General features: G+C 71.4%; 34 protein-coding genes. 20 read left to right on the forward strand and 14 right to left on the reverse strand.

Annotated elements, in window-relative coordinates; translation table 11 throughout:
• Positions 1–26: 26 nt before the first annotated feature.
• Positions 27–1,103 carry a 3,4-dihydroxy-2-butanone-4-phosphate synthase gene (gene ribB / locus ASG32_RS17935; protein ID WP_042675272.1) on the forward strand — a complete coding sequence of 359 codons (1,077 nt, stop codon included), beginning with the start codon at positions 27–29 and terminating at the stop codon, positions 1,101–1,103.
• A gap of 20 nt (positions 1,104–1,123) precedes the next feature.
• Here ribB and ASG32_RS17940 read toward each other — a convergent pair whose 3' ends face one another.
• Positions 1,124–1,741 (reverse strand): LysE family translocator, encoded by a 618-nt coding sequence (locus ASG32_RS17940; RefSeq protein ID WP_056528770.1) that lies wholly within the window; start codon positions 1,739–1,741, stop codon positions 1,124–1,126.
• A gap of 132 nt (positions 1,742–1,873) precedes the next feature.
• Positions 1,874–2,803: a histone deacetylase family protein gene (locus tag ASG32_RS17945; RefSeq protein ID WP_020092052.1), complete on the reverse strand. Its 930-nt coding sequence runs from the start codon at positions 2,801–2,803 to the stop codon at positions 1,874–1,876.
• 191 nt (positions 2,804–2,994) lie between these two features.
• On the opposite strand from ASG32_RS17945, the gene ASG32_RS17950 reads away from it, so the two are divergent.
• The 10 genes from ASG32_RS17950 (at position 2,995) to ASG32_RS17990 (ending at position 9,618) form a co-directional block, all read left to right on the forward strand.
• Positions 2,995–3,573 (forward strand): L,D-transpeptidase, encoded by a 579-nt coding sequence (locus ASG32_RS17950; RefSeq protein WP_056528773.1) that lies wholly within the window; start codon positions 2,995–2,997, stop codon positions 3,571–3,573.
• A gap of 162 nt (positions 3,574–3,735) precedes the next feature.
• Positions 3,736–4,176: a hypothetical protein gene (locus ASG32_RS17955; RefSeq protein ID WP_020092054.1), complete on the forward strand. Its 441-nt coding sequence runs from the start codon at positions 3,736–3,738 to the stop codon at positions 4,174–4,176.
• A 100-nt stretch (positions 4,177–4,276) separates the two neighbouring features.
• A complete protein-coding gene (locus ASG32_RS17960; protein ID WP_056528777.1) occupies positions 4,277–6,280 on the forward strand; it encodes an acetyl/propionyl/methylcrotonyl-CoA carboxylase subunit alpha in 2,004 nt (667 codons plus the stop codon).
• Positions 6,281–6,308: 28 nt separating this feature from the next.
• Entirely contained in the window at positions 6,309–6,539 is a 231-nt protein-coding gene (locus ASG32_RS17965) for a hypothetical protein (protein WP_056528780.1), read from the forward strand.
• Entirely contained in the window at positions 6,536–6,658 is a 123-nt protein-coding gene (locus tag ASG32_RS35635; protein ID WP_273564484.1) for a hypothetical protein, read from the forward strand. The genes ASG32_RS17965 and ASG32_RS35635 overlap by 4 nt, the downstream gene beginning before the upstream one ends.
• 17 nt (positions 6,659–6,675) lie before the next feature.
• Positions 6,676–7,107 carry a gamma-glutamylcyclotransferase family protein gene (locus ASG32_RS17970; protein WP_056528783.1) on the forward strand — a complete coding sequence of 144 codons (432 nt, stop codon included), beginning with the start codon at positions 6,676–6,678 and terminating at the stop codon, positions 7,105–7,107.
• A gap of 146 nt (positions 7,108–7,253) precedes the next feature.
• Positions 7,254–8,102: a formate/nitrite transporter family protein gene (locus ASG32_RS17975; RefSeq protein ID WP_020092058.1), complete on the forward strand. Its 849-nt coding sequence runs from the start codon at positions 7,254–7,256 to the stop codon at positions 8,100–8,102.
• Positions 8,103–8,157: 55 nt separating this feature from the next.
• Positions 8,158–8,442: an acylphosphatase gene (locus ASG32_RS17980; RefSeq protein ID WP_056528785.1), complete on the forward strand. Its 285-nt coding sequence runs from the start codon at positions 8,158–8,160 to the stop codon at positions 8,440–8,442.
• A gap of 79 nt (positions 8,443–8,521) precedes the next feature.
• The gene (locus ASG32_RS17985; RefSeq protein ID WP_020092060.1) at positions 8,522–9,295 is read left to right on the forward strand and encodes a DUF599 domain-containing protein; all 774 of its coding nucleotides are present in this window, start codon (positions 8,522–8,524) and stop codon (positions 9,293–9,295) included.
• On the forward strand, positions 9,292–9,618 hold the full coding sequence (locus tag ASG32_RS17990) for a DUF3253 domain-containing protein (RefSeq protein ID WP_056528788.1): 327 nt from the start codon (positions 9,292–9,294) through the stop codon (positions 9,616–9,618). Before ASG32_RS17985 ends, ASG32_RS17990 begins: the two co-directional genes overlap by 4 nt.
• Here the strand turns inward: ASG32_RS17990 and ASG32_RS17995 are convergent.
• From ASG32_RS17995 to epmA, 5 genes are all read right to left on the reverse strand, one after another.
• Positions 9,537–10,382, reverse strand: a complete 846-nt coding sequence (locus ASG32_RS17995) for a YdcF family protein (RefSeq protein ID WP_056528790.1) — start codon at positions 10,380–10,382, stop codon at positions 9,537–9,539. The genes ASG32_RS17990 and ASG32_RS17995 overlap by 82 nt on opposite strands.
• Before the next feature lie 5 nt (positions 10,383–10,387).
• Positions 10,388–11,038 carry a dimethylmenaquinone methyltransferase gene (locus ASG32_RS18000; RefSeq protein WP_056528793.1) on the reverse strand — a complete coding sequence of 217 codons (651 nt, stop codon included), beginning with the start codon at positions 11,036–11,038 and terminating at the stop codon, positions 10,388–10,390.
• A 100-nt stretch (positions 11,039–11,138) separates the two neighbouring features.
• Positions 11,139–11,750 (reverse strand): glutathione S-transferase family protein, encoded by a 612-nt coding sequence (locus ASG32_RS18005; protein ID WP_042675274.1) that lies wholly within the window; start codon positions 11,748–11,750, stop codon positions 11,139–11,141.
• A 16-nt stretch (positions 11,751–11,766) separates the two neighbouring features.
• A complete protein-coding gene (locus tag ASG32_RS18010) occupies positions 11,767–12,810 on the reverse strand; it encodes a lysine-2,3-aminomutase-like protein (protein ID WP_056528796.1) in 1,044 nt (347 codons plus the stop codon).
• Positions 12,807–13,862, reverse strand: coding sequence for an EF-P lysine aminoacylase EpmA (epmA, locus tag ASG32_RS18015; RefSeq protein ID WP_056528799.1), 1,056 nt, complete (start codon positions 13,860–13,862; stop codon positions 12,807–12,809). Before epmA ends, ASG32_RS18010 begins: the two co-directional genes overlap by 4 nt.
• 191 nt (positions 13,863–14,053) lie before the next feature.
• Here epmA and efp point away from each other — a divergent pair, with 191 nt between their 5' ends.
• Positions 14,054–14,677 (forward strand): elongation factor P, encoded by a 624-nt coding sequence (gene efp / locus ASG32_RS18020; protein WP_199778764.1) that lies wholly within the window; start codon positions 14,054–14,056, stop codon positions 14,675–14,677.
• Between the two features lie 45 nt (positions 14,678–14,722).
• On the opposite strand, the gene ASG32_RS18025 is transcribed toward efp, so the two are convergent.
• Entirely contained in the window at positions 14,723–15,742 is a 1,020-nt protein-coding gene (locus tag ASG32_RS18025; RefSeq protein WP_082557929.1) for a heparan-alpha-glucosaminide N-acetyltransferase, read from the reverse strand.
• 353 nt (positions 15,743–16,095) lie between these two features.
• On the opposite strand from ASG32_RS18025, the gene ASG32_RS18030 reads away from it, so the two are divergent.
• The 8 genes from ASG32_RS18030 (at position 16,096) to ASG32_RS18065 (ending at position 21,316) form a co-directional block, all read left to right on the forward strand.
• Positions 16,096–16,701, forward strand: coding sequence for a cold-shock protein (locus ASG32_RS18030; protein WP_056528802.1), 606 nt, complete (start codon positions 16,096–16,098; stop codon positions 16,699–16,701).
• Positions 16,702–16,911: 210 nt separating this feature from the next.
• Positions 16,912–17,346 carry a DUF192 domain-containing protein gene (locus ASG32_RS18035; RefSeq protein WP_244492031.1) on the forward strand — a complete coding sequence of 145 codons (435 nt, stop codon included), beginning with the start codon at positions 16,912–16,914 and terminating at the stop codon, positions 17,344–17,346.
• 121 nt (positions 17,347–17,467) lie between these two features.
• Entirely contained in the window at positions 17,468–17,872 is a 405-nt protein-coding gene (locus ASG32_RS18040) for a hypothetical protein (RefSeq protein WP_020092071.1), read from the forward strand.
• Between the two features lie 80 nt (positions 17,873–17,952).
• Positions 17,953–18,825: a dienelactone hydrolase family protein gene (locus ASG32_RS18045; RefSeq protein ID WP_020092072.1), complete on the forward strand. Its 873-nt coding sequence runs from the start codon at positions 17,953–17,955 to the stop codon at positions 18,823–18,825.
• 190 nt (positions 18,826–19,015) lie between these two features.
• Entirely contained in the window at positions 19,016–19,471 is a 456-nt protein-coding gene (locus tag ASG32_RS18050; RefSeq protein WP_042675510.1) for a response regulator, read from the forward strand.
• A 78-nt stretch (positions 19,472–19,549) separates the two neighbouring features.
• Complete coding sequence (locus ASG32_RS18055) at positions 19,550–19,750, forward strand: hypothetical protein (protein WP_056528808.1); 201 nt, start codon at positions 19,550–19,552, stop codon at positions 19,748–19,750.
• A 115-nt stretch (positions 19,751–19,865) separates the two neighbouring features.
• The gene (locus ASG32_RS18060) at positions 19,866–21,041 is read left to right on the forward strand and encodes a hypothetical protein (RefSeq protein WP_056528811.1); all 1,176 of its coding nucleotides are present in this window, start codon (positions 19,866–19,868) and stop codon (positions 21,039–21,041) included.
• A gap of 74 nt (positions 21,042–21,115) precedes the next feature.
• The gene (locus ASG32_RS18065) at positions 21,116–21,316 is read left to right on the forward strand and encodes a hypothetical protein (protein WP_056528814.1); all 201 of its coding nucleotides are present in this window, start codon (positions 21,116–21,118) and stop codon (positions 21,314–21,316) included.
• A gap of 3 nt (positions 21,317–21,319) precedes the next feature.
• On the opposite strand, the gene ASG32_RS18070 is transcribed toward ASG32_RS18065, so the two are convergent.
• From ASG32_RS18070 to ASG32_RS18095, 6 genes are read right to left on the reverse strand one after another with little or no spacing between them, the layout of a single operon-like run.
• Positions 21,320–22,276, reverse strand: coding sequence for a YncE family protein (locus ASG32_RS18070; protein ID WP_056528817.1), 957 nt, complete (start codon positions 22,274–22,276; stop codon positions 21,320–21,322).
• The gene (locus ASG32_RS18075; protein ID WP_056528820.1) at positions 22,273–22,806 is read right to left on the reverse strand and encodes an SRPBCC family protein; all 534 of its coding nucleotides are present in this window, start codon (positions 22,804–22,806) and stop codon (positions 22,273–22,275) included. Before ASG32_RS18075 ends, ASG32_RS18070 begins: the two co-directional genes overlap by 4 nt.
• Before the next feature lie 21 nt (positions 22,807–22,827).
• Positions 22,828–23,418: a DUF447 domain-containing protein gene (locus ASG32_RS18080; RefSeq protein ID WP_056528823.1), complete on the reverse strand. Its 591-nt coding sequence runs from the start codon at positions 23,416–23,418 to the stop codon at positions 22,828–22,830.
• A gap of 4 nt (positions 23,419–23,422) precedes the next feature.
• Positions 23,423–24,985, reverse strand: a complete 1,563-nt coding sequence (locus ASG32_RS18085) for a DUF6513 domain-containing protein (protein WP_056528826.1) — start codon at positions 24,983–24,985, stop codon at positions 23,423–23,425.
• Positions 24,982–25,557 (reverse strand): uridylate kinase, encoded by a 576-nt coding sequence (locus ASG32_RS18090; RefSeq protein WP_020092081.1) that lies wholly within the window; start codon positions 25,555–25,557, stop codon positions 24,982–24,984. The genes ASG32_RS18085 and ASG32_RS18090 overlap by 4 nt, the downstream gene beginning before the upstream one ends.
• A complete protein-coding gene (locus tag ASG32_RS18095; RefSeq protein ID WP_056528829.1) occupies positions 25,554–26,255 on the reverse strand; it encodes a (5-formylfuran-3-yl)methyl phosphate synthase in 702 nt (233 codons plus the stop codon). Before ASG32_RS18095 ends, ASG32_RS18090 begins: the two co-directional genes overlap by 4 nt.
• Between the last annotated feature and the right edge of the window lie 8 nt (positions 26,256–26,263).

A 26,263-nucleotide genomic window follows, 5' to 3' on the forward strand; every position in this document is an offset into this window, starting at 1 on the left:
TCCGTCCCAACGATTCGAGAATGCCCGTGCCCCACTGCACCGTCACAGAGGCCATCGCGGCCTTCGCCCGCGGCGAGATCGTGGTCGTCACCGACGACGACGACCGCGAGAACGAGGGCGACCTCGTCGTCGCCGCCTCGCTCTGCACGCCGGAGAAGATGGCGTTCATCATCCGCAACACCTGCGGCATCGTCTGCGCGCCGATCACCCAGAGCGAGGCACGGCGCCTGCACCTCGCCCCGATGGTCGCGTCGAACGACGCGCCGCTGGGCACGGCCTTCACGGTCACGGTCGACGTCAAGCACGGGCTGACGACCGGCATCTCGGCGGAGCAGCGCTGCAACACCGTGCGGGCGCTGGCCAACGGCAACATGGGCGCCGGCGACTTCGTGCGGCCCGGCCACGTCTTCCCGCTGATCGCCCGCGACGGCGGCGTGCTCATGCGCTCGGGCCACACCGAGGCCGCCGTCGACCTGTGCCGCCTCGCCGAGCTGCCACCCGTGGGCGTGATCTGCGAGCTCGCCAACGACGACGGCACCGTCATGAAGGGGCCGCAGATCGAGACCTTCGCCGAGAAGCACGGCCTCAAGCAGGTCTCGGTGGCTGACCTGATCGCCTATCGGCAGGCCCGCGATCGTCTGGTGGAGCGGGTCGGACACTTCCCGGTGCGCTCGAACCACGGCGACCTGAATGCCTACGTCTTCTCGACACCCTTCGAGTCGATCCAGCAATTCGCGTTCGTGATGGGCGAGATCGGCGACGGCCGCGACGTGCTGGTGCGCCTGCACCGCTCCAACGTCGCGGCCGACGTGATCGGCGGCGGCAAGCAGATCGACGCCGTGCTCAAGCGCTTCGCGGCGGCCGGGCGCGGCGTGCTGGTCTATCTCCGCGACGGCACCGCGGGTGTCCCGGTCAAGAGCGTCACCGACGAGGGAACGGAGGCGCTCCGGGCGCGGCAGTGGCGCGAGGTCGGGCTCGGCGCCCAGATCCTGCGCGATCTCGGCGTGGTCTCGATCCGCAACCTCGCCACCTCGTCCCGCTCCTATGTCGGCCTCTCGGGCTTCGGTATCGAGCTCCTGGGCGACGAGCCCCTGGAGGGCTGAGGCCCGGAAGAGCGCCCCGGTCAGGCGCGGCGCAGGACGGTCCAGAAAGCCGCACCGGCCATGATCGCCGCGGCGCCGCGGTTCAGCCGCGCGCGAAAGGCCGGCCGCCGGAGAGACTCGCGCGCCCGCGCCGCCAGCGCCGCGTAGGGCGTCATCACGGCGAAGAGGATCGCGGCCGTGATGACGACGAGGCTGACGCAATCCGCCGCCGTCACGCCCCGCAGATCGACGAGCGTCGGCAGGATCGCGAGGTAGAAGACGATCGTCTTCGGATTGCCCAAGGTGATGGTCAGCCCGGCGAAGAAGCTGGTCCACGGCCGGTCCCGCGATTCCGCCTCGACCCGGGCTGCGGCTCCGGCCGCGCGCCAGAGCCGGAACGCCAGGTAGGCTAGGTAGAGCGCCGCGCCGTAGCGGACGACGACGAAGACCGCCCCGAGCGCCTCCGCGATCAGCGACAGGCCGAAGATCGCGGCGGCGAGATAGGTCAGGTCGCCGAGGATCAGGCCGAGCGAGAAGGCCATCGCGGCGCCGAAACCGGCGCCCAGGGCCCGGGCGACGAGAGCGACGACGCCGGGCCCGGGGATCGCGGCGGCGACCCCGAGGGCCAGCGCGTAGGTCAGGAAGCCCGCGAGCGTCATCGAGCGGTGCCCGCGGCCGGGACGGGAATGCTCCGTAGGGGTGGGCGCAGACGGCTCCGTGGCGGCATGGCGGCGATCTCCTCCGAGACGCCGATTATCGCGTGCCGCCGGACGACCGCAATGCAGCCGCCGTCAGCGGCCCATCAGCGCATCGACGTGGGCGGCCACCGACTTGCCGAGGCCCTCGAGGCTGTAGCCGCCCTCGAGGATCGAGACGACCCGTCCGCCCGCGCAGCGCTCGGCCAGGTCCATCAGGCGGCGGGTCGCCCATCCGAAATCCTCGGCCTCCAGCCGCAGGTTGGCGAGCGGGTCCAGCCGGTGCGCGTCGAAGCCGGCGGAGATCACGATCACGTCCGGCCGGAACGCCTCCAGGCGGGAGAGGATGCCGGTCTCGAACGCCTCGCGGAACACCTCGCCGTCGTCGTTCGGCCGCAGCGGCACGTTGACGATCGTGTCCTTCTCGCCCCGCTCGGACGGCGATCCGGTCCCGGGATAGAGCGGCATCTGGTGGGTCGAGCAGTAGAGCACAGAAGCGTCGTTCCAGAAGATGTCCTGGCTGCCGTTGCCGTGGTGGACGTCCCAGTCCACGAGCGCCACCCGCTCGGCGCCGTGCTTCTTCCGGGCGTGCAGCGCCGCGATGGCGGCGTGGTTGAACAGGCAGAAGCCCATCGCGCGGGTCCGCTCCGCGTGGTGGCCGGGCGGGCGCATGGCCACGAAGGCGTTGCGGCACTCGCCGCCGACGACGGCGTCGACGGCGTGCATCCCGCCGCCCACGGCCCGCAGCGTCGCCTCGAGGCTGCCCGCCGACAGGATCGTGTCGGAATCGATGCCGACCATGCCGTGCTCGGGCACCGCCGCCACCAGCGCGTCCACGTACTCGCGTGGGTGCGCGAGGGTGACGGCCTCGATCTCGCCCCGGGGCGCCGTGGCCCGCACGAGGCCCGCGAAGCGCTCGTCCTCCAGGGCCCGCTCCACCGCGCGCATCCGGGCCGGTCGCTCCGGATGCCCCTCGGGGACCTCGTGATCGAAGCTGGCGGGATGGCTCACGTAGAGGGTGGTCACGAGGGTCGCTCCCGGGATGCTCGCCTGTCGCGCACCGGCAACAGGGGCCGGCAATGTGCCACGGGCCCAACGCGCGGACTACGGCGGGGTGCCGTTGCCCCCTTATGGTTGCGTGATTCTTCCACGGGACGGACCCGGATCGGCGATCCGCGCGCCCTGTCCGCGGCCGCGACGACCTTCGAGGCGGGGATATGCGCATCATCTCGGGACTCGGCTGCGTCCTGCTGCTGGCGGCCTGCACCTTCAAGGGCGTGCCCGATCCGGCGCTCTCGGCCCGCGACGCCGAGTACATGGCCCTGGTGCCCGAGGCCGAGTTCGATCCGCACTTCGCCCGCTACGAGATCGCCGACCCGACCCGGGAAGCGCCCGGCACGATCGTCGTCGAGACCAAGGAGCGCCAGCTCTACCTCGTCCTGCCGAACGGCCGGGCGATGCGCTACGGCGTGTCGGTGGGCGACGAGGCGTATGGCTGGACCGGCACGGCCCGGATCGACCGCAAGGCGGAGTGGCCGGCCTGGAACCCGCCGGCCGAGATGATCCGGCGCTGGCCGCACGTCCACGCCATGCAGGGCGGCCCGATGAACCCGCTCGGCGCCCGCGCCCTGTACCTGTCGGATCGCGGTCGGGACACGCTGTACCGGATACACGGCACGAACGAGCCCGAGAAGATCGGCCAAGCGGTCTCCTCGGGCTGCATCCGAATGCGCAACATCGACGTGGTCGACCTCTACAACCGGGTGCCCGCGGGAGCCACGGTCATCGTCCGGTAACGCAACCGGTCAACGTCCCAATAAGCCTGCTTGCTCGGGGGGTGTTTACCTGAACTTCCGTTCAGATCTCGCCATTAACCTCTGGAAGGGGAGCGGTCCCGTAAGTTGAAGACACACAGGGACTAGAGCCGACCGCAACAAAGGTCGGGGAGGCAGGCGATCATGACCACCATTTCCGTTCAACAGTTCTGCAACCATGCTGTCTCGGCCGGCACGATCAGCGACGAGGACCTGCTCGTCCTGAAGCGCGAGGTTCTCCCGGACGGCCTCATGAACCGCGAGGAGGCCGACCTCCTGATCGCCCTCGAGCGGGCGGTGATCGGTTCCGACGCCTTCGCCGACTTCCTGGTCGCCTCGGTCGTCGACTTCGCCGTGTGGGGCTCGCGCCCGACCGGCTACATCGACCGCGACGTCGCCGCGTGGCTCGCCGCCTCGCTCAGCGGCCGCGACGGCCCGAGCGCGGTGGGTGCCCGGATCGCCATGGAAGTCGTCCGCGAGGCCGAGAGCAGCGCCGAATCACTGGTGGCCTTCGCCCTCGAGGCCAACCGTCGCGCCCGCGACACGGTCCAGGCCCCGCGCATGACCTTCGCCCTGGCCGCCTGAGCCTCAGACCAAGGCGCAGCTTCCGTCCGCGGCGCAACTGATCTATCGGGACAGTCAAGCCGGTGCGCAATCCGGCGATCTCGAAAGCAGTGCGCCAGCGATGTTCGACAAGATCCTGATTGCCAACCGGGGTGAGATCGCCTGCCGGGTGATCAAGACGGCCCGGAGGATGGGCATCAAGACCGTAGCGGTCTACTCGGATGCCGATCGCGACGCCGTGCACGTCGCCATGGCCGACGAGGCCGTGCATATCGGGCCCGCTGCCGCCTCCGAATCGTACCTCGTGATCGAGAAGATCGTCGAGGCCTGCAAGAAGACCGGGGCCCAGGCCGTCCATCCGGGATATGGCTTCCTCTCCGAGCGCGAGGCCTTCCCGAAGGCGCTTGAGGCCGCCGGCATCGTTTTCATCGGCCCCAACCCGGGGGCCATCGCCGCCATGGGCGACAAGATCGAGTCGAAGAAGGCGGCGGCCGCCGCCGAGGTCTCGACGGTTCCGGGCTTCCTCGGCGTGATCGAATCACCCGAGCACGCCAGGAAGATCGCCGACGAGATCGGTTACCCGGTGATGATCAAGGCCTCCGCGGGCGGCGGCGGTAAGGGGATGCGCATCGCCTACTCGGGCGAGGAAGTGGCGGAGGGCTTCGCCCGCGCCAAGTCGGAGGCGGCCTCCTCCTTCGGCGACGACCGCGTCTTCATCGAGAAGTTCATCACCGACCCGCGCCACATCGAGATCCAGCTGATCGGCGACAAGCACGGCAACGTCGTCTACCTCGGCGAGCGCGAGTGCTCGATCCAGCGCCGTAACCAGAAAGTGATCGAGGAAGCGCCGTCGCCGCTCCTCGACAAGAAGACCCGCCGCAAGATGGGCGAGCAGGCCGTCGCGCTCGCCAAGGCGGTGAATTACGATTCGGCCGGCACGGTCGAGTTCGTCGCCGGGCAGGACAAGTCGTTCTACTTCCTGGAGATGAACACCCGTCTGCAGGTCGAGCATCCGGTCACCGAGATGATCACCGGCCTCGACCTCGTCGAGCTGATGATTCGCGTCGCGGCCGGCGAGAAGCTGCCGATCACCCAGGACGACGTGAAGCTGAACGGCTGGGCGGTCGAGAGCCGGGTCTACGCCGAGGACCCGACCCGCAACTTCCTGCCCTCGATCGGCCGGCTGACCACCTACCGTCCGCCGGAGGAGGGCCAGCAGGGCACGGCGATCATCCGCAACGATACCGGCGTGGAGGAGGGCGGCGAGATCGCCATCCACTACGACCCGATGATCGCCAAGCTGGTCTCCTGGGCGCCGACCCGGGCCGAGGCGATCGCCGCGCAGGGCGAGGCCCTCGACGCCTTCGCCATCGACGGCATCCGCCACAACATCCCGTTCCTCTCGGCGCTGATGGCCCATCCGCGCTGGCAGGAGGGTCGGCTGTCCACAGGCTTCATCGCCGAGGAATTCCCCGAGGGCTTCACGGCTCCGGAGCCCGCCGGCCCGGTGGCGATCCGCATGATGGCGGCGGCGGCGGCGATCGACCACAAGCTCAACCAGCGCAAGCGCGGCATCTCCGGGCAGATGCGCGCCCCCGGCCTCTTCGCCTTCGAGCGCGAGCGCGTGGTGATCCTGGCGGGTCACTCCTTCCCGGTGACGGTCGAGCCGGAGGGCGAGGACATCCTCGTCACCCGCGACGACGGCACGGCGCTCACGGTGGCGAGCGCCTGGCGCCCGGGCGAGCCGGTCTGGATCGGCACGATCGGCTCGGAGCGCGTGGCGATCCAGGTGCGCAGCCTGCTCAACGGCGTGTTCCTGCAGCACGCCGGCGCGGCCGCCGAGGCTCGGGTCTACACCCGCCGCGAGGCGGAGCTCGCCGCCCTGATGCCGGTGAAGGAGCAGGCCGGCTCGGGCAAGCAGGTGCTCTGCCCGATGCCCGGCCTCGTGAAGCAGATCCTCGTCACCGAGGGCCAGGAGGTGAAGAACGGCGAGCCGATCGCGGTCGTCGAGGCCATGAAGATGGAGAACGTCCTCCGCGCCGAGCGCGACGCGACGGTGGGGAAGATCCACGCCAAGGAGGGCGACAGCCTCGCGGTCGACGCGGTGATCCTGGAATTCGCCTGATCGCGGGGCACGCGTCGCGCTCGCGGCCGTGACTGCGGTTCACAACGAGCAGACCAAGCTGCTGGCGACGGCGCTGAACAACATCGCGGTTGCCTACGTCGTCATCGGCTTCGTCACGCCGATGACGGCCGCGAGCTTCGGTGTGCCGAGTGCACCGGCGTTGCGCGTCGAGAACGCGATCTTCACGCTCGTTCGGCTGGGGACCGGCTGCGCACTACATTACGGCGCGAGGCGTGCCCTCCGGAGCCTGAAGCCGTGAACTACGACTGGATCTTCGTAACGTTCGGCATTCCGGCGATCACGTTGGCGATCGCCTACGCGGCCGTGCGCGCGAACGAGCGGGCCGCGCGGCGCCTCGATCCTCCCGCGGGCGAGTAGGCTCTCACAGCTCCGGCATGCCCCTCTATTTCGCCTACGGCGCCAACATGGATGCCGCCGCGATGGCGCTGCGCTGCCCGGTTTCGCGGCTGATCGGCGGCGGACATCTGCCGAACCACCGCTTCATCATCATGCGCGAGGGCTACGCGTCCGTCGTGCCCGATCCAAGGCGCACCGTCTGGGGTGTCCTGTGGGAACTCGCTCCCGACGACATCCCGGCCCTCGACCGCTACGAGGGCGTCGCCGGGGGTCTCTACACCAAGGCGGCGCTGCCGGTCCGCACCGGGGAGGGCGTCAAGCGCGCCCTGATCTATCGCGGATGCTCGACCGCGCCCGGGCGTCCGAGGCCCGGGTACCTGGAGGCGGTCGTCGCGGCGGCGCGTGCGGCGCAGCTGCCGCCCGCCTATCTTCGGGAACTCGGCACCTGGGCCCGCGGCCTGCCCGCCTGAGCGTCGCGCAGTTGGTACGCGACATGCTTGCCCACGAGCGAGCTGGATGGCGAGCGGCAGCACCGCGCCCGTCCGGCCATCCGTGATTGCGCGGCGCGCCCGTCGGTCAACGACGATCGGCGTGCGTTCGCGAGGGAGAGTTGTGCATGTCGTATCTGGCGCCCGCCGATTTCGTGAAGAAGGCCGTCGATGCCGGTGAGGCGAAGGTCTTCATGGCTACCAAGGACACGTTCATCCGAGCCTACATGGCCGGCGCGATCCTGGCGCTCGCCGCCGCCTTCGCGGTGAGCGTCAACCAGGCGACCGGCCAGCCGCTGGTCGCGGCGCTGCTGTTCCCGGTCGGCTTCTCGATGCTGTACCTGCTCGGCTACGACCTGTTCACCGGCGTCTGCGTGCTCACGCCGCTCGCCCTCATCGACAAGCGCCCCGGCGTCACCGTGGCCGGCGTCGCCCGCAACTGGGTGCTGGTCTTCTTCGGCAACTTCGCGGGCGCCCTGACCACCGCGGTGATGATGTCGATCGTCTTCACCTTCGGCTTCGCCACCGAGCCGAACGCCGTCGGCAAGCTCATCGCCGGGATCGGCGAGGCGCGCACCCTCGGCTACGAGAAGTACGGCGCCTCGGGGATGCTGACGCTCTTCGTCCGCGCCATGCTGTGCAACTGGATGGTCTCGACCGGCGTCATCGGCGCCATGCTGTCGACCTCGGTGCCCGGCAAGGTCATCGCGATGTGGATGCCGATCACGGTGTTCTTCTTCATGACCTTCGAGCACTCGGTGGTGAACATGTTCCTGTTCCCGTCGGCGATCCTCATGGGCGGCCACCTGACGGTGATGGACTACCTGCTCTGGAACGAGATCCCGACGCTGATCGGTAACATCGTGGGCGGCATCGCCTTCACGGGCCTGATGCTCTACTCCACGCATGTCCGCACCGGCGCGACGCGGACCCCGGCCCTCGGCGCCGGCATGCGTCGCCCGATCGCGGCCGAGTGAGGCCATCCCGGCCCGCGCCGCCGGCGCGGGCCCATCCAGGCGAGACCGCGCCCGCATGAGCGAGACCCAGACGATCTCCGTCATCGTCACCGGTCGCGTCCAGGGCGTGTCCTACCGGGCCTGGACGCAGTCCGAGGCCCGTGCCCGCGGCCTCGCCGGCTCCGTGCGCAACCGCGACGACGGCACGGTCGAGGCGGTCTTCAGCGGCGCGCCGGAGGCCGTGGCGGAGATGGCGGCCCTGTGCCGGTCGGGTCCGCCGGGTGCGCGCGTGACCGACGTGGCCGCGCGGGACGGCGGCGACGTGCCGCGCGGCGGCGAATTCCGGATCCTGCGCGAGTGAGATCGCCGCCGCGGGTTCAGCGCGCGCCCGCGGACTGGTATGGCGGACGGCCCCTTCGCGTATCCGCCATCCGGAGACCATGACCGACCTGTCCGCCGGCAGCGCCGCCTTCTCGCATCTCGATCTCGCGGCGCTGCTCTACTTCGTCCTCGCCTGGATCGCCTACGGCCTGTCCGTCGGCCGGCTGCGCGGCAGGATGGTCTCCCTCAGCCAGATCATGAACGGCCACCGGGCCAACTGGGCGCGCCAGGTCATCGGCCGCGACAACCGAGTGGTCGACACGCAGATCAACGCCTCGCTGCAGAACGGCACGGCCTTCTTCGCCTCGACCTCGCTCATCGCCCTTGGCTCGGTCCTGACCCTGTCGCGCTCCGGGGACGACGTCCTGAACCTGTTCGCCACGCTGCCCTTCGGGACGGTGGCCAATCGCCTGACCTGGGAGCTGAAGGTCGCCGGCCTCGCGCTGATCTTCGTCTACGCGTTCTTCAAATTCGCCTGGGCCTACAGGCTGTTCAATTACACGGCGATCCTCCTGGGCGCCGTGCCGCACAAGGGGTCCGGCACGAGCGACGTCGAGATGCTGCGGGCGGTGCGGCGGCTCGCGGCCATGAACGTCAGCGCCGGGCGGCACTTCGCCCGCGGTCAGCGCGCGTTCTTCTTCGCGCTGGCCTATCTCGGCTGGTTCATCAGCCCCTACGTGCTGTTCGTCTCGACGACGGCCGTCGTGATCATCATGTGGCGCCGCCAGTTTGCCTCGGAGATCCGCAAGGCTCTCCTCGAAGCCGGGGAGGGGCCTCACGAGGGACCGCTCGAGGCGCCGCTCCTGTCGCCCGCCGAAGAGGCCCGCACATGACCGACCCACGACCCGACGACGCCGCGATCGAGACGGCGATGCTGCGCCTCGTGGCCGAGCGCGGCGCCGACAAGACCGTCTGTCCCTCGGAGGTCGCCCGCGCCCTCGGCGGCCCGCACCCGGACGGCTGGGGCCCGCTGATGCAGCCGGTCCGCCGGGTCGCGGTGCGGCTCGCCCATGCCGGGCGGATCGCGATCCTGCGGAAGGGGAAGCCCGTCGACCCGGACGATTTCCGCGGGATCTACCGCCTGTCGCTGCCGGCCTCCGATGCGGCCTCGGAAGCCCCCCTGGAATCCGGTCCCGGCAGCCAGTCCGGCGTGTAGCCGGACAGGCGATAGGCGACGAGGCCGATCCACTCCTTCACGGCCAGATCGAACTGGAGCAGCCCGTCCGACGCGAAGCCGTGGAAATGCGCGACGTCGCTCCAGCCTCGGGTCCGGTAATCCACCGGGAACGCGTCCACCGTGAAACCGGCCTGCCGGAAGCAGCCGACCGCCCGGGGCATGTGCCAGGCCGAGGTCACGAGCAGCCAGCGCTCGCCGGGCTTCGGCTGGACCAGGGCCGCCGAGAAGGCGGCGTTCTCGTGGGTATTGCGCGAGCGGTTCTCCAGGATAAGGCGCGTCCGCGGCACGCCGATCACGTCCGCCTGCCGGCTCACGATGTCGGCTTCGGCCATGCCGCCCGCGATGAAGCCGCTGCCGCCGGAGAAGACCAGCCGCGCCGCCGGGTAGCGCCGGGCGAGGTCGGCGAGATAGATCGGCCGCTCGCCGGCATCGTTGACGACGATCTGGCGACGCGCCTCCGAGAGGCCCGTCTCGATGCCGCCGCCCAGCACGATGATCCCGGCCGGGGCCGGCCCGTCATCCGGATAGGCGGGGAAGCGCTGCTCGAGGGGGATCAGGGCCACGTCCGACAGGGGCGCCAGCCCGGCCGCGCCGAGCAGCAGGGTGCCGAGCAGCGCCAGGCCGAGGCCGGCCCTCCGCCACCGCGTCACCGCCGCGACGGCGATCCCGAGCAAGATCGCGAAGATGCAGAAGTTCGACGGGGTGATCAGGAAGAAGATCACTTTCGAGACGGGGAATAACACGGTGCTCAGGCCGGCTTCGTCTCGGCCTCGAACCGGGCTAGCGCCGCGGCGTCCGGCGGAAGGAGACTCGCGAGGTCGGCGCCGCGCTCGACCTCGCGCTGGATCCAGAGATCGAGGCGCTGCTGCTCGACGGCCTCCAGGGCGACCCGCTCGGCGAGCGCCGCCGGCACGGCGACGAGGCCGCTCGAGTCGCCGACCAGGATATCGCCGGGATGGATGGCGGCGCCGCCGCAGGCGACGCGCTCCTGCGTGCCGACCAGGGCCAGGGCCCCTGTGGCCGCGGCCGGCCGGCACCAGGCGGGGAGGCCGATCTCCTCGGGCAGGGCCGCGTCGGTGATCAGACCGACGGCGCCGCGCTGGGCGAAGCGTGCCGCCAGGATCGCTCCGAATGGCAGGGCGAGGGCGGAGGCCGCGGCATCGATCACGACCACAGCGCCTTCGGGGACGGCATCGATGGCCGCGGCGAGATCGCCCGCGGCGTCGTCGCGGGCCGGGATCATCCGCATTGTGTAGGCGGGCCCGACCACGGTTCCGCTCCCCCGCGCCGAGAGCCCGTGCGGCGTGCAGGCCTTCACCCCGGTCCGCGCAAGAGCGCGGGCGAGGCTCGCCGGTGTCACGGCGGAGAGCGCGTCGCGCAGAGTCGGGTCGATCGCCATCGGGGGCTCCGTGAAAGGCCGGTCCCGGTCCGGGCGGCGCGGTCGGGGAAGGTGGATCGCGCGGGCGTGCCGGCAAGGCTCCGGGCGCCCGCGGCGGCCGTCAGGCGATGGGCTCGCCGAGCGCCCGGGCGGCGCCGGGCCGGGCGGCGATCCGGTCGTACCAGCGCCGCAGCGCCGGGCGCTCGATCCGCTCGGCCGGAAGGTTCAGCCAGCGATGCGCCGCGCAGCCGAGGGCGATGTCGGCGATGCCGAAGCTGTCGCCGACCGCGTAGGTCCGGTCCGCGAGATGGCGGTCGAGGATCTCCGCCATGGCCTCGCTCTTCTTCAGCGATGCGGCGATCAGGCCGCGGTCCGGGTCGGCCGCGCGGTAGAGCTGCCAGAAGGCGTCGCGCATGGCCGGCGTGAAGCTCGTGGCCTGCCAGTCGAGCCACTGCTCCGCGTGGGCGCGCGCCCGGGGGTCAGCCGGCAGGGCCAGGGCCGGGCTCACCGCCGCCAGGTAGCGGAGGATCGCGTTGGATTCCCACAGGACGAAGCCGTCCTCCTCCAAGGTCGGGACGAGGCCGTTCGGGTTCATCGCGCGGTAGCCGGGGTCGTCGACGACCCCGTGGGCGCCGCCGGCCTCGACCCGCTCATACGGCAGGCCCGTCTCGTCGAGTCCCCACACCGCCTTCTGCACGTTCACCGAGGTGAGGCGGCCCCAAAGCCTGCGCATAATCGAAGAGTCTCCGTCACGCCTTCGGCGGGTAGGCGTGGTCCTGCCCGCCCGGATCGGTCACGCGCACCCCGTCGGGGGTGTCGTGCAGGTAGCCCGGTCCGATCGGCACCTTGCCGTGGCCGCCGGGAATGTCGAGCACGTAGGTCGGCTGGGCGAGGCCAGAGAGGCGGCCGCGCAGGGCGCGCATCAACGCCTGCCCCTCGGGCACGTCCGTGCGCAGGTGGGCCGTCCCGGGGGCCAGGTCGCCGTGGTGGAGATAGTACGGTTTGATCCGGTTCTCGACGAGGACCCGCATCAGCGCCTCGAGGGTCGCGGCCTCGTCGTTGACGCCGCGCAGGAGCACCGACTGGCTGACCAGGGGAATGCCGGCATCGACCAGGCGGGCGCAGGCGGCGCTGGCGGCGGGGGTGAATTCCCGCGGATGGTTGGCGTGGACGGCGACGAAGACCGCGCGCCCGAACCGCTTGAGCGCTTCAACGAGGGCGTCGGAGACGAGATCGGGCTTCACCACGGGCACGCGCGTGTGGACCCGCATGACCCGGACATGGGGGATGGCGGCGAGGCGCTCCGCGATGGCGCCGAGGCGGCGCGGCGAGAGCGCGAACGGGTCGCCGCCGGTGAGCACCACCTCCCAGATCCGCGGATCCTGCGCGATGTAGGCGAGGGCGGCGTCGAGTTCGGCGTCGGTGAGGGTCCCGAGTCCGTCGGGTCCGACCATCTCCCGGCGGAAGCAGAAGCGGCAGTAGACCGGGCAGACGTGGAGCGGCTTCAGGAGCACGCGGTCCGGGTAGCGGTGCACGATCCCCGTCACCGGGGCGTGGGCGGCGTCGCCGATCGGGTCGGCGCGCTCCTCCGGCGTCGCCACGGCCTCCGCGGCGCGGGGCACGAACTGGCGGCCGATCGGGTCGTCGGGGTCCTGCGGGTCGATCAGCTCGGCCATGTCGGGCGTCACCGACACCGCGTAGCGCGCGAGGACGGCGCCGAGGGCCTCGGCCTCCGCCCCCGAGATCAGGCCGGCGGTGAGGAGGTCGTCCGCGCTGCGCAGGACCCGGTTCATGGCCGCGTCTCCGCCACGGGAGTCCAGATCACGTCCTCGACCCGGGTAGCCCCGCAGGCCAGCATCGCCAGGCGGTCGAAGCCCAGAGCGACTCCCGACGCCTCCGGCATGACGGCCAGCGCCGCGAGGAACTCGTCGTCGATCGGGTAGCGCTCGCCGTAGACCCGCTGCTTCTCGGCCATCTCGGCCTCGAACCGGCGGCGCTGCTCCGCCGGGTCGGTCAGCTCGCCGAACGCGTTGGCCAGCTCGACGCCGCAGGCGTAGAGCTCGAACCGCTCGGCCACCCGCGGGTCGTGCGCCGCCGGACGGGCGAGGGCGGCCTCGCTGACCGGGTACTCGCACAGGATGGTCGGGCGGCCGAGGCCGAGATGCGGCTCGATTCGCGCGACGAGGACGCGGGAGAACAGGTCTGCCCAGGTATCGTCTGGGGCGAGACGGAGCCCGGACTCCGCCACGGCGGCGGCCAGTGTCCCGCGGTCCGTCTCGCCGCCCGGCGCGACGCTCGCCAGCAGGTCGATCCCGGCGAAGCGGTCGAAGGCCTCGGCCAGGGTGAGGCGCTCCGGCTCGGCGAAGGGGTCCGTCTCCCGGTCGCGGAAGGTGAAGCGGCGGGCGCCGGCGATCTCGGCCGCGCCGGCGAGCAGGGCGGCGCAATCCGCCATCAGCGCCGTGTAGGGGTCGCCGGCGCGGTACCACTCGAGCATCGTGAACTCGGGATGGTGCAGCGGCCCGCGCTCGCGGTTGCGGAACACCCGGGCGACGCTGAACAGCCGCGTCTCGCCCGCGGCCAGGAGCTTCTTGCAGGCGAATTCCGGCGAGGTGTGCAGGTAGAGCGGCGTGCGGGCGCCGCTCGCGCCGATGGCTTCCGTGGCGAAGGCCGACAGATGCGCCTCGTTGCCGGGCGAGACCTGCAGGCAGGCGGCCTCGACCTCGACGAAGTCGCGGTCCGCGAACCACGCGCGGAACGCCGCGAGGATGCGGTTGCGCAGGAGCAGTGCCGGGCGCCGGTCGGCGTGGCGGCCGGCCGACCACCACGGGGAGGCGGATCCGCTCACGACCGGCTTCCTCGCCGGGGTGGGACCGGCCGGCTCCGACGGAGACGCGTCGCGTTCTTAAGCACTCTCATCCTCGGCCCTGACTGGGTCCGGACCGCGGGGACGCGCCGCGGCCGATGCCGGTTGCCATCGACGGTCCGCGCCCGCCCGCTGGCAACCGCGGCGCAGATGCGATAGTGGCGGGGTCCGAGATGCAGCGCCCGCGCTTGGCGCGTGCCGGCCCCCATGTCAATGCAGGACGCAATTCCGTGAAGGTGATCGCCTCAACGCTCCGCAAGGGCAACGTCGTCGAGAAGGACGGCAAGCTCTACGTGATCCTGTTCGCCGAGAACATCCACCCCGGCAAGGGCACCCCGGTGACCCAGCTCGACATGCGCCGGATCACGGACGGCGTGAAGGTGTCCGAGCGCTACCGGACGACCGAGCAGGTCGAGCGCGCCTTCGTGGAGGATCGCGAGCACACCTTCCTCTACAGCGACGGCGAGGGGTTCCATTTCATGAACCCCGAGAACTACGAGCAGATCGCGGTGCCGCAGGACGTGGTCGGCGACGCCGCCCCGTACCTGCAGGAGGGCATGGCGGTGATGCTCTCCGTCCATAACGGCGTCCCGCTGACCATCGAGCTGCCCCAGCGTGTCACGCTCGAGGTCGCCGAGACCGAGCCGGTCCTGAAGGGCCAGACCGCCTCGTCGTCCTACAAGCCCGCGACCCTGTCGAACGGCGTGCGCACGACCGTGCCGCCCCACATCGCCGCCGGCACCCGCGTCGTCGTCATGACGGCCGACGGATCCTACGTCGAGCGCGCCAAGGACTGATCCGGTCCGCGCCGGCGACCAACCCTGCGAGGTCGGTCGCCGCGTTCAGCGCGCGGATCGCGTGGCGGCCTCCAGGGTGGCGTAGCAGCCCTGCGAGATCGCCTGCGCGCGCAGGCGCTCCGTCCCGCTGAAGGGACGGCCATCCTCCCGGAACAGGTCCTCGCGGAGGAGCGCCTCCGAGGTGCAGCGGGCGGCGATGCGGCAGAGCGGCGGCTCGCCGCCGGTGCGCGCGCAGATCGTCACGTAATCGGCGCGGAACGCCCGCAGCCCGGCGCGCGGATTGGCGCCGACCACCGTGACGAGCCCGGTCAGCAGCGCCAGCAGCAGCGGCTGGTGGATGAGGTAGATCGCGAGGCTGTGCCGGCCCGCGAAGGTGGCGGCGCGGCCGAGCCGCGTGCGCGGCGCCCAGGCTCCCAGCCGCGACCGGGCGAGGCGCGGCAGGGCCAGACGACCCAGGACGATGCCGGCCAGCACAAGCCCGAACCAGGGGAAGAGCGGCACGTAGTCGTTCGTCCGCGGCACGACCGAGCCGAGGCCGAGGAAGAACAGGGCCGGCGCGTCGAGGACGGGCGCGTGCACCACGTGCGGCGCGGCGAGCACGGCCGCGGCCGCGACGGCGGTGACCGGGACCGGCAGGAACAGGAACGGCAGCCCGAGCAGGCTCGAGACGGCGATGCAGTGGAGCACGCCGAAGAACACGAAGGCGTCCGGGAACATGACCCAGGTGCCGAGGGTCACGAGCAGCGCCGCCCCGCCGATCCGAGCGAACCGCAGCAGGGTCGGTCGAAGCCGGACCCCGCGCCCGTTCATCAGCACGAGGCCGATGCCGACCAGGACCAGGAAAGTGCCGGCAATCGCCTCGGCGGCGTGCCGCCCCGTCGGCGTCAGCGCGTAGTTCTCCGCGGTCAGCCGCAGGTGACCGAGATCCCAGAGCGTGTGGTAGCTCGCCATCGCCAGCAGGGCGGCCGCCCGCGCCGCGTCGATGACCGGCAGGCGGCGCCGCTGCGAGGCGGGCGCGACCGGGGAGACGGCGACGGAACGGTCGAGGGTGACGTCAACGGACATGATGGTGCACCCAAACCATGTCGGGGCCGCCCTTTCCATCGCGCCGTGCGACGGACGCTTCGACCGAGCCCGAAGCGGGTGCGTCGGCTCTCGGAAACGTGAACGCCGACGCGGCGTGCTCGGGAGTGCCGGGAGGGAGAGCCGGCATCCGGAAAACCCCTCGGCAGCCCCGACGCTTAAACGCCGGTTTCGCCCGAGCCTGCGACCGATCGACTGTTGCGGCCCCGCCTCCTTGCGCCAAGATTGCAACTTGGCGTCACTGTTCTGCCGGCCAAATGGGCTTCCCGGACATCAGGACTTCGTTAATCTTGCTGGGAGAGCGCGCGGCGTGATTCGGTGTAGGTTGCTCGGCCATGTCTGACGAACGCGGATCCGGGCCGGAGAACCCCGAACGGGGGATTGTCGCCCGAACCGGCGAACTGGATCAGCACGAGGATGAGGCGCTCGACCTCGTCGAGGTGGCCGGCCGCATCAAGTGGTTCGACGTCTCCAAGGGTTTCGGGTTCATCGTGCCCGACGACGGTGCGCCCGACATCCTGCTCCACGTCACGTGCCTGCGGCGCGACGGCTACCAGGCGGCCAGCGAGGGCGCCCGCATCGTCGTGGAGGCCGTCGAGCGGCCCCGCGGCTGGCAGGCCTTCCGGGTCATCTCCCTCGATCAGGCGACGGCGGTGCATCCCTCCGAGCTGCCGATGCCGCGCACGCACGTCACCGTGACGCCGACCAGCGGGCTCGAGACCGCCGTCGTGAAGTGGTTCAACCGCCTGCGCGGGTTCGGATTCCTGACCCGCGGCGACGGGACGCCGGACATCTTCGTGCATATGGAGACGCTGCGGCGCTACGGGATCGCCGAGCTGAAGCCCGGCGAGTCCGTCCTGGTGCGCTACGGCGACGGCTCGAAGGGCGTGATGGCGGCGGAGGTGCGGCTGATCGACGGGACGATGCCCGCGTCCCATTGAGGCCGCGTTTCCCCAGCCCGGCATACTCCGCCCTATCTCCTTGTCGATGCTCGGAAAATCCGGAGCCTGATTCCCCTTCGGCATGTCCTGGTCTATCACCGGGCGACGGGCCTCAAGGTCCGCGCGCCATCCCACGAGAGGCATGAGCCTGTGAGATCCCTCCTTCGCACCGCCCGGGCGGCCGCCATCGCCTGCCTCGCCCTGACCGCGATCGCCCCGGCGCCCGCCGTCGTGGCGCAGGCGGCCGCCCGGGCCGCCGCGACCAAGTCGGAGCCGCTGACGATCGTCACGAAGGCCGGGCCGAAGCGCTTCGACGTCGAGGTGATGCGCGACGACGCCGCCCGCGCCCGCGGCCTCATGTTCCGCCGGCACATGGCGGCCGACCACGGCATGCTGTTCGACTTCGAGCAGAACCAGCCCGTCACGATGTGGATGAAGAACACCTACCTGCCGCTCGACATGGTGTTCATCCGGCCTGACGGGACGATCAGCCGGATCGCCGCCGACACCGAGCCGCTCTCCACGGCGATCATCCCGTCGGGCGGCCCGGTCGTGGCGGTGCTCGAGCTGAACGCCGGCACCGCGGCGAAGCTCGGGATCGCCCCGGGCGACCGGATCGAGCACGCCATGTTCAAGGACCGCTGAGGCGCGCCCGCGCGATTCGCGAACGCACCGGGAACAAGCGCCTTGACCACCGCCGATTTCCGCTCCAGTGTTCCGGCAATGTTCCGGTGCGCCGGAAGGCTGGTTCAGGGCGGAGGACCCGATGGGCGACGCGGCTGAGGTCGAACTGTTCGGCAACGACGACTGGTCGGTGCAGGCAGACGGTATCGAGCACCGCCAGACCGGCTACTTCATCGCCCGCTCGGCGCTCGCGACGCGCCGGGCGGAGGGCCTGTGGGACTGGCCGCTGCAGATGGCCGAGAAGCGCTGGTGCCGGCCGAGCCTGTTCCGCGAGGCGTTCCTCGCCGCTCTCGACCGGTTCGGCATCCCGCGGGACGCCGAGCTGATCCGGTCCTTCGCGCTGGGCTACGGCATCCGCGCTGTGATCTCGCCGGCCGCCGAGACCTTCGTGAGCCTGGGCGACATGCTGAAGCCCCGCGAGATCGCCGAGCCGGCGCGCGCCGCCAGCCCGCGGCCCGTCCGGGCCCTGGCGGCCGCCGGCGCCTGAGGGCCCGGCGACGGCGGCCGATTTGACCCGGGCGGCCGCCCGCGGATAGCCCTCAGCCTCGGAACGAGGGAGAGAGCACGATGGCGGATCACGACCGGGCCGGACTCGACGGGTTGATCACGCCGCCCCTGTCGCGACGGGGCTTCGTGATGACGAGCCTGATGAGTGGGCTGACGCTCGCGACCACCCGCGTCGAGGCCCAGGTGATCCACACCGACAGTGCGGGCATCGAGGCCGGCGAGGTGAAGATCCCGGCCGCGGACGGGCCGATGCCGGCCTACCGCGCGGTTCCGGAGGGCGCGGGCCCGTTCCCGATCGTCCTGGTGATCGAGGAGATCTTCGGCGTCCACGACTACATCAAGGACATCTGCCGCAGGCTCGCGAAGGCCGGCTACTGCGCCGTGGCCCCCGAGCTCTACGCCCGCCAGGGCGACCTCTCGACCATGTCGGATCCGAAGCAGATCATCCGCGACGTCATCGCGAAGACGCCGGACGCGCAGTGGATCGGCGATCTCGACGCGACGGTGGCCTGGGCGGCCTCGGCGGCGAAAGGCGACCCGAACCGCCTCGGCGTCATGGGATGGTGCCGCGGCGGGCGCGCCACGTGGCTCTACGCGGCGCATCGTCGCGACCTGAAGGCGGCCGTCGCCTGGTACGGGCCGGTCGGTGGCGAGCGGACCGACATCCAGCCGCGCACCGCCGGCGACGTGGCGGCCGAGATCCACGCGCCGCTCCTCGCCCTCTACGGCGGAGCCGATACCGGCATCCCCGTGGCGGCGGTCGAGGAGGCGCGCGACCGCGCCAGGGCGGCCGGCAAGAGCGTCGAACTCGTGGTTTACCCGGACGCGCCGCACGGCTTCCACGCGGATTATCGTCCGAGCTACCGCCGCGAGGCGGCGGAGGACGGCTGGAAGCGCGCACTGGCCTTCCTGAAATCGCACGGCGTCGGCTGAATAGTCGGCCTAGGACGCCCGATCGGGCGCGTTCCGGGGTGGCTGTGTTACCCAAGACACGGCCACAACTTCACAATCGTGCAAGGATCCAAGGAGGATCTGTGCCCGCGCGGGTCTGGCCCTTCGCGGCGCTCGGGCGTTGAACCGATCGAAGCGACCGCCGTTCAGCCCCTGTAGAGTGTCCTGGTCCATGAGCGATTCGGTACAGCCTGGCCAGAAGCCCGTGATCCTCGTCGTGGAGGACCAGCCCGACGAGCGCTTCCTCGCGGCCACGCTGCTGGAGGATACCGGCTTCACGGTGATCGAGGCCGAGACCGCCGATCGCGCCCTGGCGATCCTCAACGATCGCGCGGACGAGGTCAGTGTCGTCTTCTCGGACGTCCGCACGCCCGGACCGATCGGCGGCTTCGAGCTCGCGCGGATCATCGGCGTGACTTGGCCGCGCGTGCGGGTCCTGCTGACCTCGGGCGACGCGGGCGACCAGCCGAGCGACCTGCGCGTCTCGGCGACCTTCATCCCGAAGCCGTGGCGCGCCGAAGACATCCTCGCCTGGGTGGAGCAGGCGGCCGGGCGACCCTCGGCCGGGTCGGGACCGTCCGTTATAGGACCGGGCGGCAAAATAATCCCGTCCGGCTTGGAAACCTGAGGCGGCCGCACAGTTGTACGCCACTCCGGAGCGCGCTGCGCCCGGACTTCCGCAGTACAACCGATCCCCGACGCCGCCATGAAGATTGTCGCAACCAACCACGCCGATTCACTCCGACGCCCCGGCTCGCGGGATTCGGCCGAATCCGCCGTTCTCGACACGGTCCGGGAGGGGCTGCTCAGTGTCTACGGCACGGCGGATCGCGACCTGCCGGCGGAATTGGCGGCGCTGGCGCGGCAGCTCGACCGTCCGGGTCCCACGGGCTGCGGCCCGACCTAGCTTCCGCCGCGGAACCTTGACAGGAGACTGCGCCAGCGGGTCGCCAAGACGAGAGAATCTGCTATTCAGCGCATTCTGACCTGCCGACGCAGTGCGTCTCTCAGTCGAGTCCCGGATGCGTCTCACAGTTCTTCGCGGATCGCTCACCGCCGCCGCGATCATGACCCTGGCCGGTCTCGCGTCCGTTCAGGCGGCGACCCCGCCCGCCCAGCCCGCCGACGGCGCGGGCGGTGTGGGTGACCGCAAGGCGACGGTGACCAAGCGGCTGCTCGGGCGCGGCACGGCCTCGACTTACGCGTTCTACGCCGCGGGCGCGGCCCCCGAGACGGGCCGGCCGGTCGCGATCGTCCTGCACGGGTGGGGCGCGGTCAATCCGCAGAGCTACGGCGGCTGGATCGATCATCTCGCCCGCCAGGGCTGGCTCGTCTTGTATCCACGATTTCAGGAGGTGAATCGGACCCGCCCGGCCGACGCCCCGGCCATCGCGGAATCCCTCGTCAAGGCGGCCCTCGCCGAGATCGCGACGGACGGCGAGGCGAAGCCCGACCTCGGCCGCGTCGCGATGATCGGCCATCTCGCCGGGGCTCCGCTCGCCATGGATCTGGCTGCCGCGGCCAAGGCCCAGGGCCTGCCGGTGCCGAAGCTGATCTTCGCGGTGATGCCCGGTGGCATCGCCAGCGGGCCGAAATCCCGCGGCATCGCCCTCACCGACCTGTCGGCGATCGATCCCGCGACGCTGATCGTGACCATGGTCGGCGACAAGGACACGCGGGCCGCCGATCTCGCGGCCAAGCGCCTCCTGCACGAGGCGAGTGCCGTGCCGCTGGAGCGCAAGCTCTTCGTAAGGGCCCTGTCGGACGATCACGGCTTTCCGGCCCTGACGGCGACCCTCGCGTCCCCGGCGGGGGTGGACACGGCCTATGACGGCGGCGCCATCAAGCCGGGACCAGAGCCGAAGGACGCGACCAAGGACGCGGCGAAGCCGCCGCCGTTCCGCTGGTCCGCCGACATGGCGCTGTCCGGCGAGCAGCAGACCCTGGTCTCGCAGATCAACCTCGCCCGGGTCGACGCGCTCGATTATCTCGGTTTCTGGAAGACCTTCGACCTCGCTGCCGCGGCGGCCTTCGCCGGGTCGGATGCGGCGGCGCTGAAGAACAATCCGCGCCTCGCCGACATGGAGCGCTGGAGCGACGGCTGGCCGGTGAAGCGGCTCGCCGTCGAGACGCCGCGGCCCACACCGGCCGCTCAGGCCGGGACTCCGGCGCCCACACCCCCCGGACGCAAGCGCTGAGATCGGACGTCTCGACAGCTTGGCCTTGGCGCGCGGCTTGCTAATCTCGTCCCGTTCGACACGGGAGGGAGATCATGCCCGAGTTAGTCGCCAGCCTGCTCGCCGCCGCGGCCTTCTGCCTGACGTTGCTCGCGCTGAACGCGCTGACACGGCTGCTGATCCAGGCGCATCTCGCCCCCTCGGATCTCGGCGAGACCGGCTTCCTGCAGGTCGGCGGCGCACTCCTGATGGCCCGGGCGGCCTACCGGCGGGCGCCCCAGCGCCGCCCGGGCTGACGCTCAGCGCAGGAACGCGCCGAACGAGCGCGGGCCGTTGCCCGTCGGGATGGTCGCCAGCACCTTGAGCGTCTTCGAATCGAGGACGCTCAGCGTGTTGTCGCCCCAGTTGGCGACGTAGAGGCGTCCGTCGGGATCCGCGGCGATCCCTTCCGGGTGGTCGCCGACATCGACGTCGGCGATCGGCTTGAGCGTGGCGAGGTCGAACGCTGTGACGCTGCCGGCATACTGGTCCGTCACGAAGCCGCGCCCGCCGGCGAGGGCGATGACGTAGGGCCGGCGGCCGGTCGGGATGCGGCCGATCTCGCGCCCCGTCTTCAGATCCAGCACCGAGACGTCGTCGCCGGTCACGTTGGCCGTGTAGGCGCGCCCCGCCGCAGCATCGAGCGTGATTCCGAACGGATGCTGCCCCACCGGGATGACCTTGGTCTCCCGCCGGGTCGCGGCGTCCACGACCGAGACCGTGTCGGCCTCGCGGTTGGCAACGTAGAGCGTCGCCCCGTCGGGGCTGACGGCGATTCCCGAGGGCGAGGCGCCGACCGCGATCTCGCCGTCCGGCACCAGGGTGCCGTCGCGCTCGGTCAGCACGAACAGGCGGTGCCCGTACCAGTCGGCCACGTAGACCGCGCCGCCCCGCGGGTCGGAAGCGACGCCGAGCGGGCCGCCGGGCAGCGGCACCTCGGACAGGACCTTGCCAGCGTCGAGGTCGAGGATCGCGAGGCCGTGCCCCTCCGGGCGCGTGACGTAGGCCAGCCGGCGATCGGGCGACAGGGCGATCCCGGCCGGGGCCCCGTCGACGGGGATGCGGCGCACCACCTTCCTGGCCGCCAGATCGACGATCTCGACCGCGCCGCCGAGTTGGGCGGTGACGACGGCCTCCCGGGCCGGTTCGGCACGGGAGGCCGTCGCCACGAGGACGAGGCCGGCGGCGAGGGCCGCGCGGCCCCGTGCTGGGCTCACGAGCCCTTCTCGACCTTGGCCTTCAGGTTGGCGAGGCTCGCCTTGATCCAGTCGCCGACGCCCTTCTCGGAGGCCTCGTCGTTCAGATCCGGCGGCGGGTCGTTGTTCATGTAGCCGCGATAGAAGGCGGCCTTCCACTCGACCTTCGACTTGGCGTTGCCCTCGGGCTCGACCGTGATCGTCGCCGAGTAGTCGTTCGCCGGAAGATCCTTCACATCGACCTTGTCGATGTAGTAGGAGAACATCTTGTCCTCGGGCTTGTACTTGTTGCTGGTCTCGGAAATCTGATTGCCGTTCTTGAGCGTCAGCACGCGCTTGAACTTGCCGGCCGGGTCGCCGTTGAGTTCCGTCTTGGTGACGTTCTGCATCCAGTCGGCGTTCTTCAGGTCGCCGACCACGGCCCAGACCTTGTCGGCGGGGGCGTTGATCTCGATCGACTCGGTGATCTTGCGCCGGGTCGGGCCGTGGGCCTGCGCGGTCGCCGCCACCAGAGCCGCCGTGGCCGCCAGGGCCAGGGTGATTTTCTTCATCTTGTCCTTCTCCTCCCGCCCTCAGCGGTCGTCGCGATCGAGGACGCGCGCCTCGGGGCCGAGGGCCGCCGCGACCTTGTCCTCGATCCAACCCCAGGCCTCGCGCTCGCGCGGTCCCGCGGTCTTGCCAATGGCGATGGCGAGGTAGGCCATCTCCGTCAACACCTTCCCGGGCTCCAGCATGTGGAGCCGGGTCGAAAGAATGGCGGCCTCGAGGACCGCCGCCTGCGCGCGGTTGAAGCCGATGAACGGCGCGTGCGCGGCGCTGTGGACCATCCGGCCCCGGAAGCGCGGCCGGGTCTCGTGGGCTTCGACGGAGGCGACCGCGAATTCCGCGTGGCCGAAACTGTCGGCGAGGCGGCGGCCCTCGATCGCCGCGCACGGCAGCGTCGGCCACTCGCGCCGGCCCGTCACCGCGCCGGCGATCACGCGGATGTCGCGCGGGCTCGAGGCAGCGAAGCAGGGATTGGCCTCCAAGTTGACGATCGTCGGCGATGGCCGGAACGGCGCGAGGACGTAGCCCTCATCCTCGCCGATCAGCCCGAACGGGACGAGGTGCAGCTCGCCCGCCGGGGACAGGGTGGTGACGATGGTCTCGAGGATCAGCGGCATGGCCTCACGCCTTGTCGGCGGGGACGAGGCGCCCGCAGACCAGCTTCGACGGCGGATCCTGCGGGCGCTCGGGCGCGACCGCGGCGCGCGCCGCGGCCTCCGGGACGGTCTCGGGCGGGCTCGCGCCGGCTTCGGGCCCGGCCAGGCGCGCGTCGCGGGTCCCGGGCGGCGGCGCGTCGGGTCCGGAATGGCGGGTGTGGCCGGCCTTCTTGAAGGCGGTGGCATCCTCGACGTCGGCGTCGGCCGCGCAGCCCCAGTCGAGGGCCTCGTCCTGAACGTAGCGCTTGCCGAGCCGCCACGCCGTCTCGGCCTTGGCGAGTTCGGCGCCGAGATAGAAGGCGTGGGCGCCGTCGCTCGCCACGTCGAGGTCGGGGAAGAAGGCCATCGCGTCGGTGCCGACCCTGTGGATGTCGCGGTTGTAGAGGTGGATCCCGTCCTCGGCGATCACGATCCGGTAATTCGGGTCACGCACCTCGGCGGCGGCCTGGGCGATCTCGTCGGCGGTCTGCACGAACGGGCGCTTGTCGTGAAGGGCGAGGAGCGCCCGGCCGTAGCCCTTCGGCAGCGCCGAATCGGCCTTGGCCGCGTACATGACCCGCCGGGCGGCGTCGTGCTCCTCGACGGTGCGGCGGGTGTGGTTGGAGACCTGCACGATCAGCACGTTGCGGATCGACAGCTCCGAGCACATCCCGACGAGCAGCGCCGTGATGCCCAGGGAATCGGCCTCGGTCAGCTCGGTGAGGTTGCCGGTGCCCATCATCATGTCGATCTCGGGCCAGCGGGCGCGGGTGTCGCGGTAGCGCGCGATCGAGTCGACGAAGCCGTGGTGGATCGGCTCGAGGATCGGGTCGGCCAGGAACGGCCGCCCCGCCTTGAGCATGCGCTCGATCGCGCGATCGAGGGAGGGCAGGTCGTCCGGCCGCATCGGCACGAGGATCGGCATCGCGTCGGTCTCGAAGGCGAGATCGAGGGTCTCCTCGTTCAGGCTCAGCAGGAAGTCGGCGCCGGCGCCGGCGCCCCGGACCAGTTCCTCGCGGGAGAAGGAATCGACGCTGACCCTCAGGCCGGCGCCCTTCAGGGCCCGCACGGAATCCTCGAGGTGCGGGAACGGGGTATCGGGCAGGCCGCCGAGATCGATGACGTCCGCGCCGCGCCCGGCGAGATCGAGCCCCTTGGCGAGGATCTGGTCGACGCTCATCTTCGACGCGTCCACGATCTCCGAGAAGATCCGGAGGTCGTGCCGGGACAGGTCGACCTTGCGGGCGGTCAGGCCGAGCCAGGCCGGCAGGTCGACCACCTCGTCGGGTCCGCGCTCCACCGGGACGCCGAAATGCGCCGCGAGGTGCTCGGGATTGGCCCGGCACCGGCCCGGCAGGACGATCCGCGTGGCGCCCTCGGGCAGCACGACCCGCCGGCGGATGATCTCCTCGGTCATCAGCGCCGCGACCTTCACGCCGGCATCCGCGATGCTCCAGTGGAGGGTCTGCGGAAGCCCTGCCGCGACCTTCTCGAGCCGCGCCCGGGCGAGGCGGCCGGTGACGAAGACGATGTGCTCGGCGGTGCTCACGCGGCGGCCCTCGTCTCGACCGCGACGCGGCGGTGCGGTCCCCAGACCTCGATCGTACCCCCGAAACATGCCGCGAAGCCCGGGAAGGCGGCGTCCACGATCCGGTCCCGCGCCAGCGCGGCGGGGTCGACGCCCGGCGGCGCATCGACGGATTTCACCAGGACGCAGCGCTCCGCCCCGACCCGCGCGGCGAGCCAGAGGGCGAGGCTGTCCGAGGTGACGTCCCAGGTCTCCGGGATGTCCGGGTGGCCGGCTCGGAGAGCGCGCGGGTTCCAGACCCGAATCCGCGCGGGCGCCGTCTCAGCCCAGGGCTCCAGGCTCTGCACGAGCCGCGGCTCGATCCCGCGGAAGATGCCGGCCGCGTCGCTCATGGCGTCGAGCGCCCGGCGATGAGCCTCGGCGTCGCCGAAGCGCTCCCGCGCCTGCGCGGCCCGGACGGCGTCCGCGAAGGCGCCGCCGCCCGGCACCACGATGCAGCGCCCGTGCGTGCCGTCGCCGATCGCCTCCAGCAGGGCGCGGCGGCGATGCGGATCCGCCTCGAGGCTGCCGCCGATCTTGATGACGCTCGTCACGCCGCGTCCTGCCGGCTCGGCCGCAGGGCGCGCAGGGCCTCGGCCACGCGCAGGGGATCGATGCCGTTGCGGCGGTCGAAGTCCCGGCACAGGCCGCCGCGGAAGCCGAGGTAATCCGGCCGGTGCGCGCAGAGGCCGGGGATGTCAATGACCCGCAGCGACCCGGCGAGGCCGCTCATCAGGCCGTTCGCCCGGCAGGCGGTGGTGAAGGCCGAGAGGTCCGAGGGCGCGGCGAGGTCGGGCAGGCGGGCGCCGGTCTTGCCGGCGGTGTCGATCATGGCGCCGGCGAAGCCGGCCGCCGCCAGGGCGGGCACATGCGGGGCCGCCGGCCCGTCCTCGGCGAACAGCACGGCGATCAGCCGGCCCGGCGCGGCCGCGACGCGATCGGCCAGCGCCGCCGCGTCCCGGATCTCGGCAGGACGTAGACCGACCTTCACCCAGTCGACGCCGGTCCGGGCCAGGGCGGCAACGGATCCGGCCGCCGGATCGGCCACCGCGCTCGTCGCGGCACCGCCGGACACGCGGGCGACGATCTCCCGCACGACGTCCTCGTCCAGGGCGCCGAGCGCCCCGCGCTCCGGGTCCTTGGCGTCGATCAGGTCGGCGCCGGCGAGGCGGGCTGCCTCGGCCTCGGCCGGATCGCGAACGCTGACGAGGAGCCGAGGCAGGGTGTCTTGCTGGATGGTGGACGCGGGCACGAAACACT

The sequence above is a fragment of the Methylobacterium sp. Leaf361 genome (genome assembly GCF_001424445.1).
Taxonomy (GTDB): Bacteria; Pseudomonadota; Alphaproteobacteria; order Rhizobiales; family Beijerinckiaceae; genus Methylobacterium.

Coding starts and splice junctions, on each gene's coding strand:
- ASG32_RS17950 (WP_056528773.1), top strand. CDS start 2,995: ATGCGCATCATCTCGGGACTCGGCTGCGTCCTGCTGCTGGCGGCCTGC.
- ASG32_RS18080 (WP_056528823.1), bottom strand. CDS start 23,418: ATGCCGCTGATCCTCGAGACCATCGTCACCACCCTGTCCCCGGCGGGC.
- ASG32_RS17975 (WP_020092058.1), top strand. CDS start 7,254: ATGTCGTATCTGGCGCCCGCCGATTTCGTGAAGAAGGCCGTCGATGCC.
- ASG32_RS17980 (WP_056528785.1), top strand. CDS start 8,158: ATGAGCGAGACCCAGACGATCTCCGTCATCGTCACCGGTCGCGTCCAG.
- ASG32_RS18045 (WP_020092072.1), top strand. CDS start 17,953: ATGGCGGATCACGACCGGGCCGGACTCGACGGGTTGATCACGCCGCCC.
- ASG32_RS18030 (WP_056528802.1), top strand. CDS start 16,096: ATGTCTGACGAACGCGGATCCGGGCCGGAGAACCCCGAACGGGGGATT.
- ASG32_RS18055 (WP_056528808.1), top strand. CDS start 19,550: ATGAAGATTGTCGCAACCAACCACGCCGATTCACTCCGACGCCCCGGC.
- ASG32_RS17990 (WP_056528788.1), top strand. CDS start 9,292: ATGACCGACCCACGACCCGACGACGCCGCGATCGAGACGGCGATGCTG.
- ASG32_RS18010 (WP_056528796.1), bottom strand. CDS start 12,810: ATGAACCGGGTCCTGCGCAGCGCGGACGACCTCCTCACCGCCGGCCTG.
- ASG32_RS18040 (WP_020092071.1), top strand. CDS start 17,468: ATGGGCGACGCGGCTGAGGTCGAACTGTTCGGCAACGACGACTGGTCG.
- ASG32_RS18005 (WP_042675274.1), bottom strand. CDS start 11,750: ATGCGCAGGCTTTGGGGCCGCCTCACCTCGGTGAACGTGCAGAAGGCG.
- ASG32_RS18075 (WP_056528820.1), bottom strand. CDS start 22,806: ATGAAGAAAATCACCCTGGCCCTGGCGGCCACGGCGGCTCTGGTGGCG.
- ASG32_RS18065 (WP_056528814.1), top strand. CDS start 21,116: ATGCCCGAGTTAGTCGCCAGCCTGCTCGCCGCCGCGGCCTTCTGCCTG.
- ASG32_RS18050 (WP_042675510.1), top strand. CDS start 19,016: ATGAGCGATTCGGTACAGCCTGGCCAGAAGCCCGTGATCCTCGTCGTG.
- ASG32_RS17940 (WP_056528770.1), bottom strand. CDS start 1,741: ATGACGCTCGCGGGCTTCCTGACCTACGCGCTGGCCCTCGGGGTCGCC.
- ASG32_RS18025 (WP_082557929.1), bottom strand. CDS start 15,742: ATGTCCGTTGACGTCACCCTCGACCGTTCCGTCGCCGTCTCCCCGGTC.
- ASG32_RS18000 (WP_056528793.1), bottom strand. CDS start 11,038: ATGGCGATCGACCCGACTCTGCGCGACGCGCTCTCCGCCGTGACACCG.
- ASG32_RS17985 (WP_020092060.1), top strand. CDS start 8,522: ATGACCGACCTGTCCGCCGGCAGCGCCGCCTTCTCGCATCTCGATCTC.
- efp (WP_199778764.1), top strand. CDS start 14,054: ATGCAGCGCCCGCGCTTGGCGCGTGCCGGCCCCCATGTCAATGCAGGA.
- ASG32_RS17960 (WP_056528777.1), top strand. CDS start 4,277: ATGTTCGACAAGATCCTGATTGCCAACCGGGGTGAGATCGCCTGCCGG.
- ASG32_RS17955 (WP_020092054.1), top strand. CDS start 3,736: ATGACCACCATTTCCGTTCAACAGTTCTGCAACCATGCTGTCTCGGCC.
- ASG32_RS18060 (WP_056528811.1), top strand. CDS start 19,866: ATGCGTCTCACAGTTCTTCGCGGATCGCTCACCGCCGCCGCGATCATG.
- ASG32_RS17970 (WP_056528783.1), top strand. CDS start 6,676: ATGCCCCTCTATTTCGCCTACGGCGCCAACATGGATGCCGCCGCGATG.